We start from the raw sequence: 18,652 nt of genomic DNA on the forward strand, positions 1-18,652 counted from the left end.
CGCTGACCCGGGCGGAGGAGGAGACGATGACGGACGCACCCGAGCCGCTCGTCGGCGACACTCTGGCGGATCGTTACCGGCTGATCGCGCAGGTCGGTCAGGGCGGCATGGCGCGGGTCTTCCGCGCGGACGACACCGCGCTCGGGCGGACGGTCGCCGTCAAGGTGCTGCGCCCCGGCGTCGAGGGGGTCGCCGGAGCGCCCGAGCGCGCCCGGAGCGAGGTGACCCTCCTCGCCTCGCTCAACCACCCGTCGCTCGTGACCCTCTTCGACGCGCACCTGACCGGATCGCCCGAATACCTCGTGATGGAGTTCGTCGACGGGCCGACCCTCAGCTCCCGGATCGCCGAGGGGCCGCTGCCCCCGGCCGAGGTCGCCGCGCTCGCCGCGGAGCTCGGCGAAGCCCTCCACGTCGTGCACGCGTCGGGGGTCGTGCACCGCGACATGAAGCCGTCGAACGTGCTGCTCGCCCCGCCGCACCTGCCGGGCGGGCGGCCCCGCGCGAAGCTCGCCGACTTCGGCATCGCCCTGCTCCTCGACAGCGCCCGGCTGACGACGCCCGGCACGATCATCGGGACGGCCGCCTATCTCGCCCCGGAGCAGGTGCAGGGCGGCGACCCGGCTCCGCCCGCCGACGTGTACGCGCTCGGCCTGGTGCTGCTCGAAGCCCTCACCGGCGAGCGCGCGTACCCGCACACCGACGGGGTCGGCGCCGCCCTGGCCCGCCTCACCACGCCGCCGACGATCCCCGACGCGCTCGGCCCCGCCTGGACGTCGCTGCTGTCGCGCATGACCGCTACCCGCCCCGAGGAGCGTCCGACCGCGCTCGCGGTCGTCGAGGCTGCCGAGCGGCTGCGCACCGCGCCGGTCGACGGTGCGCCCCCGCTGCCGCCGGTGCGCGCGGCGGTGGCCGCCGGCATCCCGATCGCGGCGACGACCCCCGCCGACACGCCGGCGACGCAGGCGGAGCCTCGCGACGACGACGCCCCGGCCGTGCTCGAGCCGGCGGCCACCCGCACGGCGGGCGATGCCCCGACGCGCCGCTACCCGACGGCGGCGACGGTGGCCTTCGGGTCGGCGCCGGCTCCGGCATCCAGCGAGGCGGACTCACGTCGCCGGTCCCGCCGTCCGCTCGTCATCGGGCTCGCCGTCGCGGTCGTCGCCCTGCTCGCCGGGGCCAGCATCTGGGCGGCGTCGCTCTTCGGCGGACAGCAGTCCGGAACGACCGACCCCGCGCAGACCGAGCCGACGCCCGCCCGGACGGCGGAGGTGACGCCGACCGCCACCCCGACGCCCACGGTCTCGACGGTCGACGACTCGGGCACCGATGACGCCCCTGCCGACGACAAGGGCGGCGGCAAACCCGACAAGCAGGACAAGCCCGACAAGCAGGACAAGCCCGACAAACCCGGCAAGGACAAGCCCGGCAAGGGCGGCCCCGGACGCGGCTGAACCGCCCCGCCGCGGGTGCGGACGGAGCGGTTCAGCGGATGCCGCGGTGCGGCAGGATCAGCGCGACAGGGCCTCGCGCAGCTTGACGCGCGCCCCCATGCGCAGGAGCGAGTTCTCGTAGATCTTCGCGCCGAGGAGGATCGCCCCGATGCACGCGGCGAGCATGACGGCCAGCGCGAGCAGGGGCTCCCACCACTGCGCCTCGCCGACGAAGATGCGCACCGGCATCCCCACCGGGGCCGAGAACGGCACGTACGACATGATCGTCAGCACGACGGGGTTGTCGTTGAAGAAGATGACGAGGAAGTACGGCGCCATCACGATGTAGGTGAGCGGCGTGATCGTCGGTCCGATGTCCTCCTGTCGCGAGACCATCGCGCCCGCCGCGGCGAACAGCGCGGCCAGCAGGACGAACCCGAAGAGGAAGAACACCGCGAACCACGCGATCGGACCGCCGAGCCCCGCGATGAGGAAGTCCTGACCTGTCACCGTCAGGCCGATGATCGCGACCGCGGCGATACCGACGATCTGCCCCATCGCGAGCACCGTGTTGCCGAGCACCTTGCCGGCCAGGAGGGCGCGGGTCGGGATCGCCGAGATGAGCAGCTCGACCACGCGGGTCTGCTTCTCCTCGACGACGCTCGTCGCGATGGTCGTGCCGAAGGTGAGCGCCGCGGCGAAGAAGACGCCGCCGAACGCGATCGCGATGATGTAGCGCAGGAACCCGTCGGTGCTCGCGGGTTCGAGGATCTCGACCTCGGGCGCGATGCTCAGCTGCTGCAGCAGGCTGTTGGAGACCTGCTCGTCGAACACCACGGTGTAGCCGAGGGGCTCGGCGCCGCCCGGGATGACGGCGGCGTCGACCTCGCCGTCGCGGACGAGTTCGCGTGCCTCGTCGGCGGTCGCGACATCCGTCACGTCGAAGGCGTCGGGGTCGGTGAGGGCTGAGGCGGTCTCGGAGGTGACCGCGATCGGCGTGCGGTTGTCGCTCTGCGCCGTGAAGCCGGCCCAGAGGACCGCGGCCAGCACGATCACGAACATGACGACGGTCGAGATGATGAAGGACTTCGAGCGCAGCTTCGAGCCGATCTCCCGCTCGGTGACGAGCCAGACGCTCTGGCCGAAGGACGGTGACGTGTTCACTGGATGACCTCCGTGAAGATCTGGGCGAGGGTGGGGCGGCGGGGGGCGAAGCTCGTGACGGCGCCGTGGGTGACGGCGCGCTGCAGGACGCGCTGGACGGTCTCGTCCGAGTCGGCCTCGAATACCGCGTATCCGCCGTCGAAGTCGACGACCTCGACGCCCGGCTCATCGCGCAGCCAGCCGGCGTCGGTGGCCGAGACGAGTTCGAAGCGCCGCGAGGCGTGCTCGGCGCGCAGGCCGTCGCGGGTGCCGGCCGCGCGGATCGTGCCGCCGGCGATGATGACGAGGTCGTCGCACAGGCGCTCGACGACGTCGAGCTGGTGCGACGAGAAGAGCACCGAGACGCCCTGCGCGGCGCGGGTCTGCAGCACCTCGGCCACGACGTCGACCGCGAGCGGGTCGAGGCCCGAGAACGGCTCGTCGAGGATGAGCACCTCGGGGTCGTGCACGAGCGCCGCGGCGATCTGGGCGCGCTGCTGGTTGCCGAGCGAGAGCGTCTCGACGTTGTCGTCCAGGCGCTCCCCGAGCCCGAGCTCCTGCAGCAGCGCCGTCGCGCGGGTCGTGGCATCCGCCTTCGAGAACCCGTGCAGACGGGCGAGGTAGACGATGTGCTCGAGCACCTTCATCTTCGGGTACAGGCCGCGCTCTTCGGGCATGTACCCGAAGCGGCGGCGGTCGGCGGTCGTGACGGGCGCGCCGTTCAGCGTGACCTCGCCGCTGTCGCGGCCCAGCACGCCGAGCATGATGCGCATCGTGGTGGTCTTGCCGGCGCCGTTGCCGCCGACGAACCCGGTCAGGCGGCCGGGGGCGACATCGAACGCGACGTCGTCGAGCACCCGCCGCGAGCCGTAGCTCTTGGTGATCCCGCGTAGCTGCAGCATCCGTTCCTCCTGTGATCCTGTTCCACCGGCGGTGGCACGTGTTCCACGTTAGGAAGATCGGGTGCCGGGGGCCTCCCCCCGGCGGGTGATCCGGGATCCCCGCCGCGAGGGGGAGCGTGACGTCTTATTGCATTCACAGGAATAGGGATGCCGGGGGTCCCGTTGGACTCCACGGTGCCGAACGGCATCCGTTTCGACTCTTTTGGAGGACCCATGACGAACCGCACCATCGGCTACATCGTCGGCAGCATCTCGTCGACGTCGATCAACCGCCGCCTCGCCAAGGCGCTCGAGCGCCTCGCACCCGAGGGCACCACGTTGGTCGAGATCCCGATCAAGGACCTGCCGTTCTACTCGGTCGACCACGACGCGGACTTCCCGCAGGTCGCCGTCGACTTCAAGCAGGCGATCGCGGACGTCGATGGCGTCATCATCGTGACTCCCGAGTACAGCCGCTCGATCCCGGGCGTGCTGAAGAACGCGCTCGACTGGGCCGCTCGCCCCTACGGCCAGAACGCGTTCAACCTCAAGCCCACCGCCGTCATCGGCACCTCGGGCAGCGGCATCGGCACCGCCGCCGCGCAGCAGCACCTGAAGGCGATCCTCAGCCACTTCAACGCCCCCACGCTCGGCCAGCCCGAAGGCTACGTGCAGAGCACGCCCGGCCTGTTCGGCGAGGACGGCGAGGTCACCAGCGACGAGACCGCCGGCTTCCTGACCGGCTACCTCGAGGCGTTCGGCGACCTGATCGACCGCTACGCCAAGGTCCCCGCGGACGTCTGACCCGCGTCACGGCTGGAACGGCCCCGCCCCGACTCGGGCGGGGCCGTTCCGCGTGCGGGGCGGCTCAGGCCAGGCCGTGCCGGTAGGCCCAGACCACGGCGGCGACGCGGTCGCGGGCGCCGAGCTTCTGCAGCACGTTCGACACGTGCGTCTTGACCGTCGCCTCGCCGATGTAGAGCTCCTGGGCGATCTCGCCGTTGCTCATCGCACGCGCGAGCAGACGCAGCACCTCGGCCTCGCGCTCGGTGAGCTCCACCGGCAGGGTGGGCGCGGCATCCGTCGTCCGGGGGAGGGATGCCGCCGGTGCCGCCTCCGCCTGCGCGAACCGCTCGATCACCCGGCGCGTCACCGACGGCGCGAGCAGCGCGTCGCCGGAGTGGGCGACCCGCACGGCGTTCGTGAGCTCCTCAGGCCCGGCGTTCTTGAGAAGGAACCCGCTCGCCCCCGCCGACAGCGCCTGGAACAGGTAGTCGTCGCGGTCGAAGGTCGTCACGATGACGACGGATGCCGCGACCTCGGCATCCGCCACGATCCGCCGCGTCGCCTCGAGGCCGTCCATGTCGGGCATCTGCACGTCCATGCAGATCACGTCGGGGCGCAGCTCGCGCGCGGCCGCGACGGCGGCGCGACCGTCGCCCGCCTCGCCGACGACCTCGATGTCGCCCGCGGCCTCGAGGATCATGCGGAACCCGGTGCGCATGACGGCGTGGTCGTCGACCAGCAGCACGCGGATCATGCCGGCACCGCCTGCGTCAGCGGCATGCGCGCCCGAACGAGGAAGCCGCCCCGGTCGCGGGCGCGCGCCTCGAGCGTTCCTCCGGAGGAAGCGGCGCGTTCGCGCATCCCGACCAGGCCGAGGCCCGCGCGTCCGGAGATCGGCGCGCGTCCGGTGTTCGAGACCTCGAGTTCGACGGCGTCGTCGGCGTAGCGCAGGCGCACGTCGGCCGTCGCGCCGGGGCCGCCGTGACGGCGGGCGTTCGTGAGCGCCTCCTGCGCGATCCGGTATAGGTTCACCTGCACGAGGTCGGAGGTCGGCACCGCGTCGCCGACGACGGACAGCGTCGTCGGCAGGCCGTTCTCGTTCGCGTGGGCGACGAGCGTCGGCAGCGCGTCGAGGTGCAGCGTCGACCCGCCGAGCGCGTCGGTGTCGGATGCGTCGGTGTCGGGCGTCCGCAGCGTCTCGAGCAGCTGGCGCAGTTCGGTCAGTGCCTCGCGCGCGGAGGACTCGATGCCGGTGAGCGCGGTGCGCGCGGCATCCGGGTTCTGCTCGAACACCGTCCGCGCGGCACCCGCCTGCACCCCCATCGCCGAGACGTGGTGGGCGACGACGTCGTGCAGCTCGCGTGCGATGCGCACGCGGTCGAGGGCGACGGCCTGTGCCGCCGTCCGTTCGCGCTCGCGTTCGAGTTCGGCGGTGCGCTGCTCGAGCGCCGCGCGCTCCATCGCACCCGTGTAGGCGCGCTCGCCGAACAGGTAGGCACCGCCGAAGAAGGCCACGTTGACGAGGAACTGGATCAGCGCGAACGCCGCGAAGGGGGAGAACGGCCCCTGCTGCGAGAGTCCGTCGTCGGAGGCCGCCGACTGGAACATGGTGATGAGCAGCCACACGAACATCGCGACGATCAGCAGGATGCGGACGAGCGCCGCACGGCGCCGGTCGGCGACCCAGGCGCCCACCGTGTACATCGCGATGAACAGCGACACGTTGCCGACGTACACCTCGGGGATACCCGCCGACATGCCCACGAAGAAGGCCGCGGACACGACGACCAGCACCGTGCCGGGGAACCGGCGTCGAAGGGCGAGGGGGACCGTGATCGCCGCGGCGTAGAGCAGCCCCCAGTGCAGAGCCGGGCCGTTGCCGCCGTAGATGTTCGAGACCGTGCCGAGGGCGGTGCTGATCAGGCCGGCGACCAGCATCCCGGCGGCGAGCCAGGCGTCGTGACGCCGTTCGGCGGGGGTGACGGCGCGGCGGAGCGTCGAGTCGGACATGCCTTCCACGCTAGAGGGGCGGATGCGGCGCGGCATCCGTCCTGCGGGGGAGAGCCTTCGGCGTCAGAAGATCATCGGACGGTCGTCGTCGTCCTCGCCGCCGAGGTCGAGGTCGACGACCACCGGCACGTGGTCGCTGGGGATCTCGCCCTTGCGCTCGTCGCGGTGGATGGATGCCCCGACGACACCGTCGGCGAAGGCCGCCGAACCGAGGATGAAGTCGATGCGCAGGCCTTCGTTGCGGGGGAAGCGCAGCTGCTTGTAGTCCCAGTAGGTGTAGCCGGTCGGGACGAGCGGGCGGACAGTGTCGGTGAGCCCGGCGTCGAGCAGGGACTGGAAGGCGGCGCGCTCCTCGGGCGAGACGTGCGTCGTCACGCCCTCGACGACCGTCGGGTCGCCGTTGTCGGCGTCGGTCGGGGCGATGTTGAAGTCGCCGACGAGGGCCAGCGGCAGGCCGGGCTGCGCGGCGAGCGTCGACTGCGTGTAGGCACGGAGCGCCTCGAGCCAGTGCAGTTTGTACGCGAAGTGCGGGTCGTCGAGACCGCGGCCGTTGGGGACGTAGAGGCTCCAGACCTTGACGCCGTCGATCGTCGCGCCGAGCGCGCGGGCCTCCTGCGGGGCATCCGGACCCTCGTGGCCCTTCAGGAACCCCGGCATGTCGGGGAAGGCGTACTCGACCTCGGTGATCGGCTCACGACTCGCGATCGCGACGCCATTCCACTGGTTCAGGCCGTGCGCCTCGACGTGGTAGCCCGCCTCTTCGAACGCCTCGTAGGGGAACTGCTCGGGCTTGCACTTGATCTCCTGCATCGCGAGCACGTCGATGTTCTCGCGCACGGCGAACTCGACGGTGCGCACGACGCGCGCGCGGATGGAGTTGACGTTCCAGGTGGCAAGCCGCATGGTTCCCAGCCTAGATCGGGCGTCCGACGCCGCCGGTCGTAGACTCGGAGCCGTGACCGTCGCCTCCACGCCCGCACTCGAAGCCGACCGCCAGAGCCTCATCTCGCTCATCCAGGAGGAGGCCGTGTTCCACGGCGACTTCACCCTGTCGAGCGGCAAGAAGGCGACCTACTACGTCGACATGCGAAAGCTCACGCTCGACCACCGCGCGGCGCCCGCCATCGGGCGCATCATGCTCGACCTCATCCGCGACGTCGACGGCATCGTCGCGGTCGGCGGGCTCACCCTCGGCGCCGACCCCATCGCGAACGCCGTCATGCACGAGTCCGCGCGCACCGACACGCCGCTCGACGCGTTCGTCGTCCGCAAGGAGCCCAAGGACCACGGCCGCGGTCGTCAGGTCGAAGGAGCGGATGTCGCGGGCAAGCGCGTCGTCGTCGTCGAGGACACCTCGACCACCGGTCAGTCGGCGCTCAAGGCCGTCGAGGCGCTGCGCCGCGAGGGCGCCGAGCCCGTCGCGGTCGCCGTGATCGTCGATCGCAAGACCGGCGCGCAGGCCGCCGTCGAGGCGGCGGGTCTCACCTGGCTCGCCGCGATCGACCTCGACGACCTGGGCCTGCAGCCGCAGTAATCCCGCCGGCGCGAGCCCTACTTGGGTTCGAGGTCGTCCCACGGCTTGCGGCCGCGGCGGTCGTCGCCGCGCCGTCGGAACCCGCGGACGACGATGAGCACGAGCGAGGTCAGCAGCGACAGCCCGACGACGCTGTACAGCAGGTTCTGCTCGAGCTCGTTCATGCGTCCACTCTCGCACGGAACCCGGACGCGACGCCGAGCGCAAGAGGATGCCGCGCACAGGTGCCGAGCGTAGGGTCGAGCATGTGGCGCGCGATGACTGGGACCCGGACGATCTCCCCGATCTGAGCGGTCGTCGTTACCTCGTCACCGGCTCGAACACGGGTGTCGGATTCTTCAGCTGTCTGCAGCTCGCCGCGGCCGGTGCCCACGTCGTCATGACGGCCCGAAACCCCTCGCGGCTGTCGCGCGCGCGGGCCGCGATCCTCGACCAGGTGCCGGATGCCGACCTCGAGACCCTCGCGCTCGACACGAGCAACCTGGGCTCGGTCCGCGCCGCCGCGGCGACCGTCCGCGGACGCGTCGGACTGCACGGCGCCCTCTTCAACGCGGGTATCGTCCACCCGCCGAAGGAGCGCGAGGTGACCCGCGACGGGCACGAGCTCGTCATCGCCACGAACGCGCTCGGCCACTACGCGCTCGCCGGTGCCGTGCTGCCCGCGCTCGCCGCCGCCCGCGGCCGCATGGTCTGGCTCGGCTCGATCGCGACCAAGCTCTTCCCGTGGGACCCGATCGACCCCGAACTCGTCGACGACTACACGCCGTGGCGGGCGTACGTGCAGTCGAAGGTCGCCACCGCGGCGCTCGGTTTCGAAGCGGACCGGAGGCTGCGTGCGGCATCCGTCCCCGTCCAGAGCCTCGTCGCGCATCCCGGCTACTCGCTCGGCGGGCGGACGCGACGGATCCCCGGCGTCAGTGCGCCGTCGCGGCGCAAGCGCCTGCTCGGCGGTCTGCAGGCCGCCGTCGCGCAGTCGAAGGAGCGGGGGGCGTGGGCGCCGGTGCGCGCGCTCGTCGACCCCGACGCCGAGGGCGGCCAGTACTGGGGTCCCGCGCGGACGTACACCGGGGCGCCGGTGCTCGAGCGCGCGCCGCGGATCGCGATCGACCCCGACGTCGGCGCCCGCATGTGGCACTACGCCGAGCACGCGACACGCACCGAATGGCCGTACCTGAAGGGCCGGCGGCTGCGCCTGCGCTGAGCTCTCGCGGCCGGGTGCGGTGAGCTCTCGCGGCCGGGTGCGGTGCCGGATGCACGACCGCTGGGGCGGGAGTGGACCCGGACCCCCGCGCGGTGCGACAGCAGCACCGGCGGTGGTGCGGACGTGCGGTGCTTGCCGTCCTGGACCCGGGACCGCTAGGGATGAGAGATGGCTGACATGGTGCGGACGACCCCCGAGGTGCGCGAGATCCTCGATGAGGCGCGCACGATCATCGGTGACCGCGCCGTGCGCGAGATCGCGATGTTCGGCGCCGTCGCCCTCATGGTCGACGATGCGATGGCCGTCGCGGTCTTCAAGAACGAGTCGCTGTTGGTGCGGGTGAGGGACGACGAGGATCCCGCGCTGCTGGCCGAACCCGACGCGGAACGCTCGTTCATGGGCGAGCGCTCGATGGGGCTGAGCTGGCTGCGGATCGCGCTCGACCCCGAGCACTCCCGGCTGGAGTTCTGGGTGCGGGCGGCGCTCCGCCGCCCCGGCAAGAGCGCGCGCTGACTCAGGCCGCCGCGGCCGGCGACGTTTGTCCTCCGAAGAGGGGACAGTGCGCGACCGAGGCGTCTGATTAGGCTCGAAGCGTTCGGCAAGGTGATGGACGAAGTCCCGCATCCGGTCGGGCGTCCCCACTCTCGACCATGTCTTCGCGGGCCCCCACCCGCGCCTTCGTCCGCCCCCATCGGATTCGGCTTCCCCACATGACCGACGTTCGTCGCGCCCGCACATCGCGGGCCAGCACCGTCCACCACGCGCGGGTGTCCGTCGTGTCCGCGTTGGTTGCCGTCCTCGCGTTGTGCTGCCTGGGGAGCCCCGCAGGCGCTGCCGCGTCACCCGCACCGTCGCCGGAGGTCTCGGACACGCCACTCACGGAGCCCACCCCGGAGCCCACCCCCGCGACGACCCCGGAGCCCACCCCCGAGCCCACCCCTGAAGCGGAACCGTCCCCCTCACCCTCGCCGTCCGCACCGGTGACGGACGACAATCCCCCCGTCGCCCCTCCCGTTGCTTCCGACGATCCGGGCGAGGTGGCAGATGACGACGGCTCGAGCACCGCCGAGAAGGACGGCGAGAAGGTGGAGTCCGCCGAGGACGAGGAACCCGGGACGCCGCCCCCCGCGGAGGAGTCGACGGAGACGGCGCCGGGTTCGGGTCCCCCACCGGGCGAGGCTCGAGCGCCACCCGCCGCACGGATCGGCATCCTCGCCGCAGGCATCCCCGAGGCGCCCCGACAGGTGTGGATCGAGCCCTTCGAGCAGGGACTGACGACGACCGCTCCCAGTGCTCTGACCGCCTACGCGTCGAGCCGGTACGGTGCCTCGACGGGCTGGGCGACCGGCACCTCCTGCACCGGTGTGCTCGTGAACTTCACCGCCCCCTACCCCAACTCCTCGTTCTGCCCCACACAGCCCTACCTCGTCGCCGGTCAGTCGTCGCTGGCCGCGCGCGAGACCCGTCGCATCGCCGACGCACTCGGCCAGGTCGCGGCGGGCGTGTCCGGAGGTACCGCCGCGAACGCCCCGGTGAACGGATCGACCGCCGGCTCATCGGGATCCCAGGCGAATCACGCTCTCATCGGATACCCGTACACGACCGTGACCGGCGGCACGACCGTCGCACAGTCCACCGCCGGCATCGGCGTCACCGCGCCGGGATCGCGTTTCTACGCCCTCCGTTTCGACGCGGCCGGCGCCCAATGCGGCACGAACAACGCCGCGCTGTCGATGTCGCTGTTCACCGGCGCCACCTCCCTCCTCGCAGGGTTTCCGTCAGCGGCCGTCCCCTGCGCCGCGACAGGGAGCGTCTTCTACGCCTCTCCCACTCAGGCGACGCTCCCGAACCTCGGTGGGATCGTCGATCCGGCCATCTCGGCGTCCGCACGGGCCGCCACGTTCACCGGCACGGGGACCGCGCTGCTGACGCCCGCACAGATCGCGGGTGCCCAGGTCCGCGTCACGAACACGACGACGGGTGCCGGCAGCGCCTTCGGCATCGACAACCTCCGGGTACTGGACGTCTCTCCGGCCCTGGATGCCGCATTCTCCCCGTCTCCGGCCGTCGCGACGACGCCGACGACCCTGACCTACACGGTCACCAACACTGCCGACCTGCTCGCGAAGACGGACTGGAACTTCACCGCGACGCTGCCGACCGGGCTCGTGGTCGCGCCCGCACCGTCGGTCGCCGGGACCTGCACGAACACCGCCGGCACGGCGTTCGCGGTGGCGGCCGCAGCGGGATCGGGCTCGATCGCCGTGACCGGCGGCGATCTCGCCTCGGGGAGCACGTCGTGCACCGTGACTGTCAACGTCGTCGCCGCCAGTGCGGGCACGTACTCGAGCGGCACGGTGACCTCGAACGGGCTCATCGTCTCCCCGGCGACCACGGTCACGGTCCAGCCGGCGACGACGATCACGCTGCGGAAGGACGTCACCGCTCGAACCGCCCCCGGGGACCAGTGGACGCTTTCGGTGCGGAACGGGTCGACGGTCCTCGCCTCGGCGACGACCTCGGGCACAGCGGTCGGTGTCCAGCCCGCGCAGGTCGGGCCTCTCACGGTGACCGCCGGTGCCACGGTGACCATCTACGAGGCACCGACAAGCGGTGCCGGGCTGGGTTACGCCGCGAGCTACGAATGCGTGCGAGACGGCACCGTGATCGCGGCGGGCACGTCGCCGTCGGGTTCGCTGACGCTGCCGAGCGAGCAAGGGGCGCAGGTCGTCTGCACCTTCGTCAACACGCCGCAGGCCACCCAGCTGCAGTGCGACACGAATCACTACTACGCGCTGACCGGGGACGGTGCCCTGGTCCAGGGCGACATCGTCACCGGCGCGACGGCCACCGTCGGCACGTGGAACACCGGGACGAACGCCAACGGGTTGGGCATCGCGCCCTCCGGCACGGTCGCCTATGCACTCCAGCGATCGTCCGACGCGACCGACGTGACGGCGATCCTGAAGTGGACTCCCACGACGGGGTTCCAGACCCTCGCGGGAACCGCGTACACCACCGTGGCGGGGGGCACGGAGACGGCCGGGTCGCTCGTGGCCGGCGCTGTCGACCCCCGCTCGGGGCGGTACGTCTTCGGCAAGTACAGCGGCTCCACCTTCCACCTGTGGAGCTTCACGGAGTCGGCGCCGGCCGCGTCTCGATTCTCGTACCTCGGGAACTTCGCGACCACGGGCTCTCCCGACGGCAACGGCGACCTCGCCTTCGATTCCCGTGGCAACCTCTACGTGCTGGGCGCGGCCGTCGACGCCAACAACCAGAGTTCCGCGGTCATCTTCACGCTCACCGCGGAGAGCATCGCAGCCGCGAACGGCGGCGCACTCCCCGTCGGCGCGGCGAATTCCCGCACCCTGTCGGGACTCGACACCACCCCTGCCTTCGGCGCGGCCAACGGTCTCGCCTTCTCGCCTCGGGGAACGGCGTACGTGTCGAGCGCGACCGTGGCTTACGAATTCGACGCGAGCACGTGGGCGCGTATCCCCGGATCGTCCCGGACGACGATCGCCCACACCGACCTCGCCTCGTGCACGTCGCCCTCATCGATCACCGTCCTGAAGAACGTCGTCGGACGCGCCGCCGCTGCGGACCAGTTCACGCTCTCCCTCTCGAACGGGAGCGTCGCCGTCGCGAGCACGACGACCGCGGGATCGGCGACCGGTCGCCAGGGCCGCCAGATCGGTCCTCTGCCGGCAAGCGTCGGGACCACCTTCAGCTTCACCGAGGCGATGGCGTCGGGTTCGACGTCGACGATCGGCGTGTACACCGTCGTCAACGAGTGCTGGGCGGACGGTGTGCGACTGAGCAACGCAGCCTCCCCATCGGGGTCGGTCACGATCCCGAACAGGCAGAGCGTGAACGTCGTCTGCACCATCTTCAACTCACCACGACCGGCGACCAGCGTCACGCTCACCAAGCTCGTGGCTGACCCCCTGTCGGGTGCGACATCGCCCGCAGCCGATTGGACTTTGGGTGCAGCGGTCGTCGCCACGACGGGTTCGGCCACCGTGCTGCCGTCGGAGGCCCCGCGCCAGCAAACGGACAGTTCAGGTCGAGCGGTGTGGAGCATCCTTTTCGGTTCGACGGCCTCACGCGCGACCCTCACGATCAGCGAGGAGCAACGCACCGGGTACGTCTTCGACCGGGGATCGTGCACCGTCAACGGCACCGCGACGCCCGTGACGTTCACCACGACGGGCAGCATCGTGTCGGCATCCCTCACCGGTATCGCGTCCGGGGGATCCGTCGCTTGCACGATCGTCAACCGCCCGGCGGCCAACCTCACGCTCCAGAAGGTCGTGTCCTTCGGATCTGCCGTACCGAGCGACTGGGTGCTGTCGGCGACCGCGCCCGCCGGCTCGAGCGCGCTCACCGGCCCCCGCGGTCGCGGCGGCACCGGAGCGGTGTCGTCCGTGCCGGTCACCCCCGGCGTGGCCTACCGTCTGGCCGAAACCGGTCCGCGGGCGACGTACATCCAGACCGGCGCATGGCAGTGCGTCGATCAGACCGGCGCCGCCATCGCCGTCAGCGCGGCATCGGACGTCGTCCTCCCGGCGGGCGCGAACGCGACGTGCACCGTCACCAACGCGACCTCGACGATCACCGTGGTGAAGGACGTCGTGGGCGCTGCCGACGGGTTCCGCCCCGCGGATTGGACGATCACCGCGACACCGGACGTCCTCGCAGGCGCCTCGCTGCCGACGGAGAGCCGGGTGGGGGCCGCCTACGCAGGCACCGCCAACTCGGCGAGCACGTTCGAGGCCCGGCCGGGTCACGGCTACACGCTCACCGAAGACACGACCCGACCCGGCTCGCGACTCGCCTACCAGACCCTTCGACTCGAACGTCTGGTCGGATCGACGTGGACGACGGTGCCCTCGGCCACGATCGTCGCGCCTGCCGCCGGCGGAAGCGCTGTCTACCGGTTCGTGAACGCACCTGTGCAGCCGACGACGCTGCCGCTGACCGGAGGGACCGGCGCCGACGCCTTCACCCTCGCGGGCGGCGGAATGCTCCTGCTCGTCGCTGTCCTCGCCCTCCTCCGCGCCCAGCGAAGGAGGAAGCCGACCTGATCCTTCCCCTACGTCGCCGCCGACCGGTGGCGATCATCCCTCGCATCACTTCGCCCTTCCAGACAGGAGAAACCATGTCCAGCATCCGCAAGCGAGTGAGTGCCGTGCTCGGCGCCCTCGCCATCGGGGCCGCCGCGGCGCTCGTCGCGGTCACACCGGCTCACGCCGAACCCGGGAACATTGATCCCGACATCCCTCGCTCGCTCACCGTGCACAAGTACGCGCTGAGCCCGTCGAGCCCGCAGGAGATCGGCACCGGGCAGGAGCTCGGCACGCCGCCGGCGGGCACCCCGCTGGCCGGAGCCGAGTTCACGGCGGCGCTCGTCGCCGACGTCGATCTCACCACCCCGACGGGGTGGTCGACCGCCGGTAACCTGACCCCCGCGGCCGCCGCCGGCCGTCTGTCGGGGACGACGTTCACCTCGACGCCTTCGGCACCCGGCACCGGCATCGCAACGTTCCCCGCTGACATGCCGATCGGTCTGTACCTGGTCACCGAGACCGTCCTGCCGGACGAGGCGACCAACCCGTCGGCGCCGTTCCTCGTGACGCTCCCGTTCCCGACCGGACCGGGAGGCGCCCCCGCGAACGAGTGGATCTACGACGTGCACGTGTATCCCAAGAACGCGGTGACCGACGTGACCAAGACCCGTGTCCCCGCTCCGGCGAACTCGGCCGAGGCGCGCAACCCCGACCTGATCCGGTGGGCGATCGCCTCGGCGATCCCGACCCTCGCGGCGGGGGACAGCATCGACACCTTCGAGCTGGCCGACACCATCCCGTCGCAGCTCGTGTACGTCGAGGACCCGCCCACCGGGGTCGCGCCGACGAACGTCGTCGTCACGAACACCGCCGGTCTGACGCAGACCTTCACGGAGGGCGCGGACTACAACCTCGTCGAGGACGGCAGCACGCTGACGCTCGAGTTCACCTCCAGCGGGCTCACCCGGTTGACGGGGCTGCAGGGCGGCGTCGTGACGTTCAACGTGCTCACCCGGGCCGTCGCGATCCCCGCCGACGGTCGCATCGTGAACACCGCGACCGGCACGATCAACGGCGCGACTGAAACGGTCACCGGTGTGACGCCGATCGGTCAGCTCACGGTCTTCGCCTACGAAGGGCCCGCGAACGATCGCGTGCCGCTGGCCGGCGCGGTCTACCAGGTGTTCCTGAACGAGGCGGACGCCACCCGTGGCGTCAACCCGATCCTCATCGACGGGATCTCGCAGTGGACGACGGGCGCCGACGGCTACGTCGAGATCCCGATCATCACACCCGGCAACTACTGGGTCCGCGAGATCACGCCGCCCGCCGGGTTCCAGCTGCCCTCGCCCGATCGCATCTTCACGCAGGTGGTCGCGGGTGAGACCTCGACGGTGCCGCCGATCTCGAACTACGTCGAGTTCGCGCACAACCAGGTGCCCGCGTGGCAGCTTCCCCTCACGGGTGGCGACGGAGCGCGCTGGTTCGGCATCGCCGGCGGGGCGCTGCTCATGACCATGCTCGGCGCGGCACTGCTCCTCTCGCGCCGTCGCGCCGCGGCGGCTCGCGCCACGGTGTGACCTGGCGGACGTGACGGCGACGGCGGAGCTCCCCTCGCGGGGGGAGCTCCGTCGTCGTGCGCGGTGGCGGTTGTCCGCAGTGTCGCTGCTGATCGGGATCGGAGCGCTCATCGCGGTCGGGCTGCTCCTCTACCCGTCCGCGGCGGCCTGGTTCAGCCAGTACGAGCAGTCGCAGCGCATCGACGGGTACGGCGATCAAGTTCAGGACCTGGGTGCGGGGACGATCGAGCAGAAGCTCCAGGACGCGCGGGAGTACAACGCCGGGCTCGCGCAGTCCGGTGCGCAGATCGGCGCCAACGAGCGCCTGCCCATCGCCGACGACCCTGACCAGGGCGACGCGTACGCGTCGCAGCTGCGGGGTGCCGACGGCGGCCTCATGGCGCGGCTCCGCATCCCCGTCATCGACCTGGACCTGCCGATCTATCACGGCACCAGCGAAGCGGTGCTCCATGCGGGGGTCGGCCACCTCGAGGGCACGGCGCTCCCCGTGGGCGGACCGAGCACGCACTCGGTTTTGACAGCCCACAGAGGGTTGGCGTCGGCCGAACTGTTCACCCATCTCGACCAGGTGTCCGTCGACGACACCTTCACGGTCGAGGTCTTCGGCGACGTGCTGTCGTACCGGGTGATCGAGACGCGCGTCGTCGAGCCGGAGGACACCCGATCGCTGTTCCCGCGCGTCGGCGAGGACCTGATGACGCTCGTGACCTGCACGCCGCTCGGGGTGAACAGCCACCGCATCCTCGTCACCGCGGAACGGATCATCCCGACACCGCAGAAGGATCTGGATGCCGCGGGCGAGCGTCCCGAGATCCCTCGCTTCGCCTGGTGGGCCGTGGGCGCGGGCGGCGCGGTCCTCATCGTCGGCCTCTACATCTGGTGGTCGGGCCGACCCGTGCGACCTGTGCCGGGGCCGGCGCCCGTCGAGTCGGAGATCGGCTGACTCAGGCGGTCAGCCAGACCGCCTGTGCGGCGGCCGGCGGCAGCTCGATCGTCGGACCGCCGTCGATCTGCACGGCGTCGCGCCCCGTCGCCGTCAGGGTGTGGCCGACGTCGATGCCGATCTCTTCGAGCGAGCGCAGGAGCGCGGGGTCGCGGTCCGAGACGCGCAGCACGCGGCCGGTGTGCCCGATCGTCGCCTCGGCGAGCAGCACGAACGGCTCGCGCTCGACACTGCCGTCGGGCCCCGGGATCGCGTCGCCGTGCGGGTCGAACCGCGGGTGGCCGAGCCGTGCGTCGATGCCCGCCAGCAGGCGGTCGCTGATCGTGTGCTCGAGCACCTCGGCCTCGTCGTGCACCTCGTCCCATGCGTAGCCGAACTCGCGCACGAGCCACGTCTCGATGAGGCGGTGGCGGCGGATCACCGCGGTCGCGCGGCGGGTCCCGGCATCCGTCAGCGAGATCGGTCCGTACGGGCGGTGCGCCACGAGGCCCTGCGCGGCGAGCTTCTTGACCATCTCGGTGACCGACGACGGCGCGAGTCCGAGTTCGGCGGCGAGCACCGACGGGGTGACGGGATCGGTCTGCCACTCGGTGTGGTGGTAGATCGTCTTCAGGTAATCGTCGACCGTGGACACGGAGGCGGGCACGGACCCCAGATTATCCGCCGAAGAGGGTCAGCCAGAGCAGCAGGGCGTTGAGCGTCACGAGGAAGACCGAGGCCAGGATGCCTGCGGCCGTCGTCCACACCCGGTTGCGGTACCCGCCGAGCACGTCGCGCTTCGCGGTGAGCGCGACGAGGGGGATGAGCGCGAACGGGATGCCGAAGCTCAGGATCACCTGGCTGAGGATGAGCGCGAACGTCGGGTCGACGCCGAGGGCGAGGATCGCGAGCGCGGGGACGAGCGTCACGAGGCGGCGGGCGAGGAGCGGGATGCGGACGCGCAGGAGCCCGTGCATGATCTCCGCCCCGGCGTAGGCGCCGACCGCGCTGCTGGCCAGTCCGCTCGCGAGCAGGCCGACGGCGAACAGCGTCGCGACGACCGGTCCGATGCCGTCCTGCAGCGCCGCGTAGGCGCCCTCGAGGCTGTCGGTGCCGGGGACCCCGGCGAGGTTCGCCGCCGCCAGCAGCAGGATGCAGAGGTTCACGGTGCCGGCGATCGCGAGCGCGATCGTCACGTCCCACCGGGTGGCGCGGAGGATGCGGCGGGTGTCGATCGCGGCGTCTGCGGCCGCGGCATCCGTCCTCTTACGCTCCTCGGCGGGACGGAAGCGGTCGCGGGCGAGCGAGCTGTGCGCGTAGATCGCGTGCGGCATGATCGTCGCCCCGAGGATGGATGCCGCCAGCAGCACCGAGTCGGTGCCGTCGAACCGGGGGAGGAGGCCCCGGGCGACGCCGGCGGACTCGGGCGGTCCGATGAAGACGCCGTAGGTGAAGCCGAGGGCGATGATCGCTATGAGCCCGATGATGACGAACTCGAAGCTGCGCGCCCCGCCACGGGACTGGATCAGCAGGAGCGCGATCGAGACCGCGCCGGTGATGAGCCCGCCCCACAGCAGGGGGACGCCGAACAGCAGCCACAGCGCGACGGCGCCGCCGATGATCTCGGCGACGTCGGTGGCCATCGCGACGAGTTCGGCCTGCAGCCAGTAGGCGCGACGCGCCGTGTTGGTGCGGATGCGGCTGCCGAGCACCTCGGGCAGGCTCTGCCCGGTGACGATGCCGAGCTTCGCCGACAGGTACTGGATGAGCCACGCCATGACGTTGCCCAGCACGACGACCCAGACGAGCAGGTAGCCGTAGCGGGCGCCCGCGGTCATGTTGCTCGCGACGTTGCCCGGGTCGAGGTAGGCGACCCCGGCGACCAGTGCAGGTCCCAGCAGCCAGGCCGCGCGCGTGCGCGTGTCTGCAGGCGCTAGATTTTTCGGCATACCGAAAAATCTAGCGCACCGGGTGCGATCCGGTGCTCGTGCTGCTGCGCGCGTGGCACGGCGCGCGTGCGGCGTCGCCCCCTGGGCCGAATCACCACTCGGCTGCCGAGTCACCATTCGAATGCGCGCATTCCGATGGTGATTCGG

16 protein-coding genes are annotated in these 18,652 nt (G+C 71.4%); 8 read left to right on the forward strand and 8 right to left on the reverse strand.

The window, feature by feature from the left end:
• Positions 1 to 26 precede the first annotated feature (26 nt).
• A complete protein-coding gene (locus Q9S71_RS06340; RefSeq protein ID WP_311861232.1) occupies positions 27 to 1,451 on the forward strand; it encodes a serine/threonine-protein kinase in 1,425 nt (474 codons plus the stop codon).
• A gap of 57 nt (positions 1,452 to 1,508) precedes the next feature.
• Here the strand turns inward: Q9S71_RS06340 and Q9S71_RS06345 are convergent, their stop codons facing one another.
• Entirely contained in the window at positions 1,509 to 2,594 is a 1,086-nt protein-coding gene (locus Q9S71_RS06345) for an ABC transporter permease (protein WP_311861234.1), read from the reverse strand.
• On the reverse strand, positions 2,591 to 3,475 hold the full coding sequence (locus Q9S71_RS06350; protein WP_217532133.1) for an ABC transporter ATP-binding protein: 885 nt from the start codon (positions 3,473 to 3,475) through the stop codon (positions 2,591 to 2,593). The genes Q9S71_RS06345 and Q9S71_RS06350 overlap by 4 nt, the downstream gene beginning before the upstream one ends.
• A 213-nt stretch (positions 3,476 to 3,688) precedes the next feature.
• Between Q9S71_RS06350 and Q9S71_RS06355 the strand changes: the two genes are divergently transcribed.
• Entirely contained in the window at positions 3,689 to 4,258 is a 570-nt protein-coding gene (locus Q9S71_RS06355; protein WP_217532135.1) for an NADPH-dependent FMN reductase, read from the forward strand.
• Between the two features lie 64 nt (positions 4,259 to 4,322).
• On the opposite strand, the gene Q9S71_RS06360 is transcribed toward Q9S71_RS06355, so the two are convergent.
• The 3 genes from Q9S71_RS06360 to Q9S71_RS06370 form a co-directional block, all read right to left on the reverse strand.
• Positions 4,323 to 4,994 (reverse strand): response regulator transcription factor, encoded by a 672-nt coding sequence (locus tag Q9S71_RS06360; RefSeq protein ID WP_311861237.1) that lies wholly within the window; start codon positions 4,992 to 4,994, stop codon positions 4,323 to 4,325.
• Entirely contained in the window at positions 4,991 to 6,250 is a 1,260-nt protein-coding gene (locus Q9S71_RS06365; RefSeq protein WP_311861239.1) for a sensor histidine kinase, read from the reverse strand. The genes Q9S71_RS06360 and Q9S71_RS06365 overlap by 4 nt, the downstream gene beginning before the upstream one ends.
• A gap of 63 nt (positions 6,251 to 6,313) precedes the next feature.
• Positions 6,314 to 7,153, reverse strand: coding sequence for an exodeoxyribonuclease III (locus Q9S71_RS06370; RefSeq protein WP_217532159.1), 840 nt, complete (start codon positions 7,151 to 7,153; stop codon positions 6,314 to 6,316).
• A gap of 52 nt (positions 7,154 to 7,205) precedes the next feature.
• On the opposite strand from Q9S71_RS06370, the gene pyrE reads away from it, so the two are divergent.
• Entirely contained in the window at positions 7,206 to 7,784 is a 579-nt protein-coding gene (pyrE, locus tag Q9S71_RS06375) for an orotate phosphoribosyltransferase (RefSeq protein ID WP_311861242.1), read from the forward strand.
• A gap of 17 nt (positions 7,785 to 7,801) precedes the next feature.
• Here pyrE and Q9S71_RS06380 read toward each other — a convergent pair whose 3' ends face one another.
• The gene (locus tag Q9S71_RS06380; RefSeq protein ID WP_197471610.1) at positions 7,802 to 7,948 is read right to left on the reverse strand and encodes a hypothetical protein; all 147 of its coding nucleotides are present in this window, start codon (positions 7,946 to 7,948) and stop codon (positions 7,802 to 7,804) included.
• 83 nt (positions 7,949 to 8,031) lie between these two features.
• Between Q9S71_RS06380 and Q9S71_RS06385 the strand changes: the two genes are divergently transcribed.
• The 5 genes from Q9S71_RS06385 to Q9S71_RS06405 all read left to right on the forward strand — a co-directional run bounded on the left by Q9S71_RS06385 (position 8,032) and on the right by Q9S71_RS06405 (position 16,577).
• Positions 8,032 to 8,985: an SDR family NAD(P)-dependent oxidoreductase gene (locus Q9S71_RS06385; RefSeq protein WP_217532165.1), complete on the forward strand. Its 954-nt coding sequence runs from the start codon at positions 8,032 to 8,034 to the stop codon at positions 8,983 to 8,985.
• 168 nt (positions 8,986 to 9,153) lie between these two features.
• Complete coding sequence (locus Q9S71_RS06390; protein WP_311861247.1) at positions 9,154 to 9,498, forward strand: TfoX/Sxy family protein; 345 nt, start codon at positions 9,154 to 9,156, stop codon at positions 9,496 to 9,498.
• 524 nt (positions 9,499 to 10,022) lie between these two features.
• A complete protein-coding gene (locus Q9S71_RS06395) occupies positions 10,023 to 14,072 on the forward strand; it encodes a beta strand repeat-containing protein (protein WP_311861248.1) in 4,050 nt (1,349 codons plus the stop codon).
• A gap of 74 nt (positions 14,073 to 14,146) precedes the next feature.
• Entirely contained in the window at positions 14,147 to 15,634 is a 1,488-nt protein-coding gene (locus tag Q9S71_RS06400; protein ID WP_311861249.1) for a SpaH/EbpB family LPXTG-anchored major pilin, read from the forward strand.
• Between the two features lie 10 nt (positions 15,635 to 15,644).
• A complete protein-coding gene (locus Q9S71_RS06405; RefSeq protein WP_311861251.1) occupies positions 15,645 to 16,577 on the forward strand; it encodes a class C sortase in 933 nt (310 codons plus the stop codon).
• 1 nt (position 16,578) lies between these two features.
• Here the strand turns inward: Q9S71_RS06405 and Q9S71_RS06410 are convergent, their stop codons facing one another.
• Positions 16,579 to 17,223, reverse strand: coding sequence for a metal-dependent transcriptional regulator (locus Q9S71_RS06410; protein WP_311861253.1), 645 nt, complete (start codon positions 17,221 to 17,223; stop codon positions 16,579 to 16,581).
• 10 nt (positions 17,224 to 17,233) lie between these two features.
• Positions 17,234 to 18,505 (reverse strand): Nramp family divalent metal transporter, encoded by a 1,272-nt coding sequence (locus Q9S71_RS06415; RefSeq protein ID WP_311861255.1) that lies wholly within the window; start codon positions 18,503 to 18,505, stop codon positions 17,234 to 17,236.
• Positions 18,506 to 18,652 lie beyond the last annotated feature (147 nt).

This window comes from Microbacterium gawkjiense (genome assembly GCF_031932225.1).
GTDB classification, from domain to species: Bacteria; Actinomycetota; Actinomycetes; order Actinomycetales; family Microbacteriaceae; genus Microbacterium; species Microbacterium gawkjiense.

What these genes read in the sequence shown, in the direction of transcription:
- Q9S71_RS06340 (WP_311861232.1), top strand. Translation starts at nt 27, where the DNA reads ATGACGGACGCACCCGAGCCGCTCGTCGGCGACACTCTGGCGGATCGT.
- Q9S71_RS06350 (WP_217532133.1), bottom strand. Translation starts at nt 3,475, where the DNA reads ATGCTGCAGCTACGCGGGATCACCAAGAGCTACGGCTCGCGGCGGGTG.
- Q9S71_RS06355 (WP_217532135.1), top strand. Translation starts at nt 3,689, where the DNA reads ATGACGAACCGCACCATCGGCTACATCGTCGGCAGCATCTCGTCGACG.
- Q9S71_RS06360 (WP_311861237.1), bottom strand. Translation starts at nt 4,994, where the DNA reads ATGATCCGCGTGCTGCTGGTCGACGACCACGCCGTCATGCGCACCGGG.
- Q9S71_RS06365 (WP_311861239.1), bottom strand. Translation starts at nt 6,250, where the DNA reads ATGTCCGACTCGACGCTCCGCCGCGCCGTCACCCCCGCCGAACGGCGT.
- Q9S71_RS06370 (WP_217532159.1), bottom strand. Translation starts at nt 7,153, where the DNA reads ATGCGGCTTGCCACCTGGAACGTCAACTCCATCCGCGCGCGCGTCGTG.
- Q9S71_RS06380 (WP_197471610.1), bottom strand. Translation starts at nt 7,948, where the DNA reads ATGAACGAGCTCGAGCAGAACCTGCTGTACAGCGTCGTCGGGCTGTCG.
- Q9S71_RS06390 (WP_311861247.1), top strand. Translation starts at nt 9,154, where the DNA reads ATGGCTGACATGGTGCGGACGACCCCCGAGGTGCGCGAGATCCTCGAT.
- Q9S71_RS06400 (WP_311861249.1), top strand. Translation starts at nt 14,147, where the DNA reads ATGTCCAGCATCCGCAAGCGAGTGAGTGCCGTGCTCGGCGCCCTCGCC.
- Q9S71_RS06415 (WP_311861255.1), bottom strand. Translation starts at nt 18,505, where the DNA reads ATGCCGAAAAATCTAGCGCCTGCAGACACGCGCACGCGCGCGGCCTGG.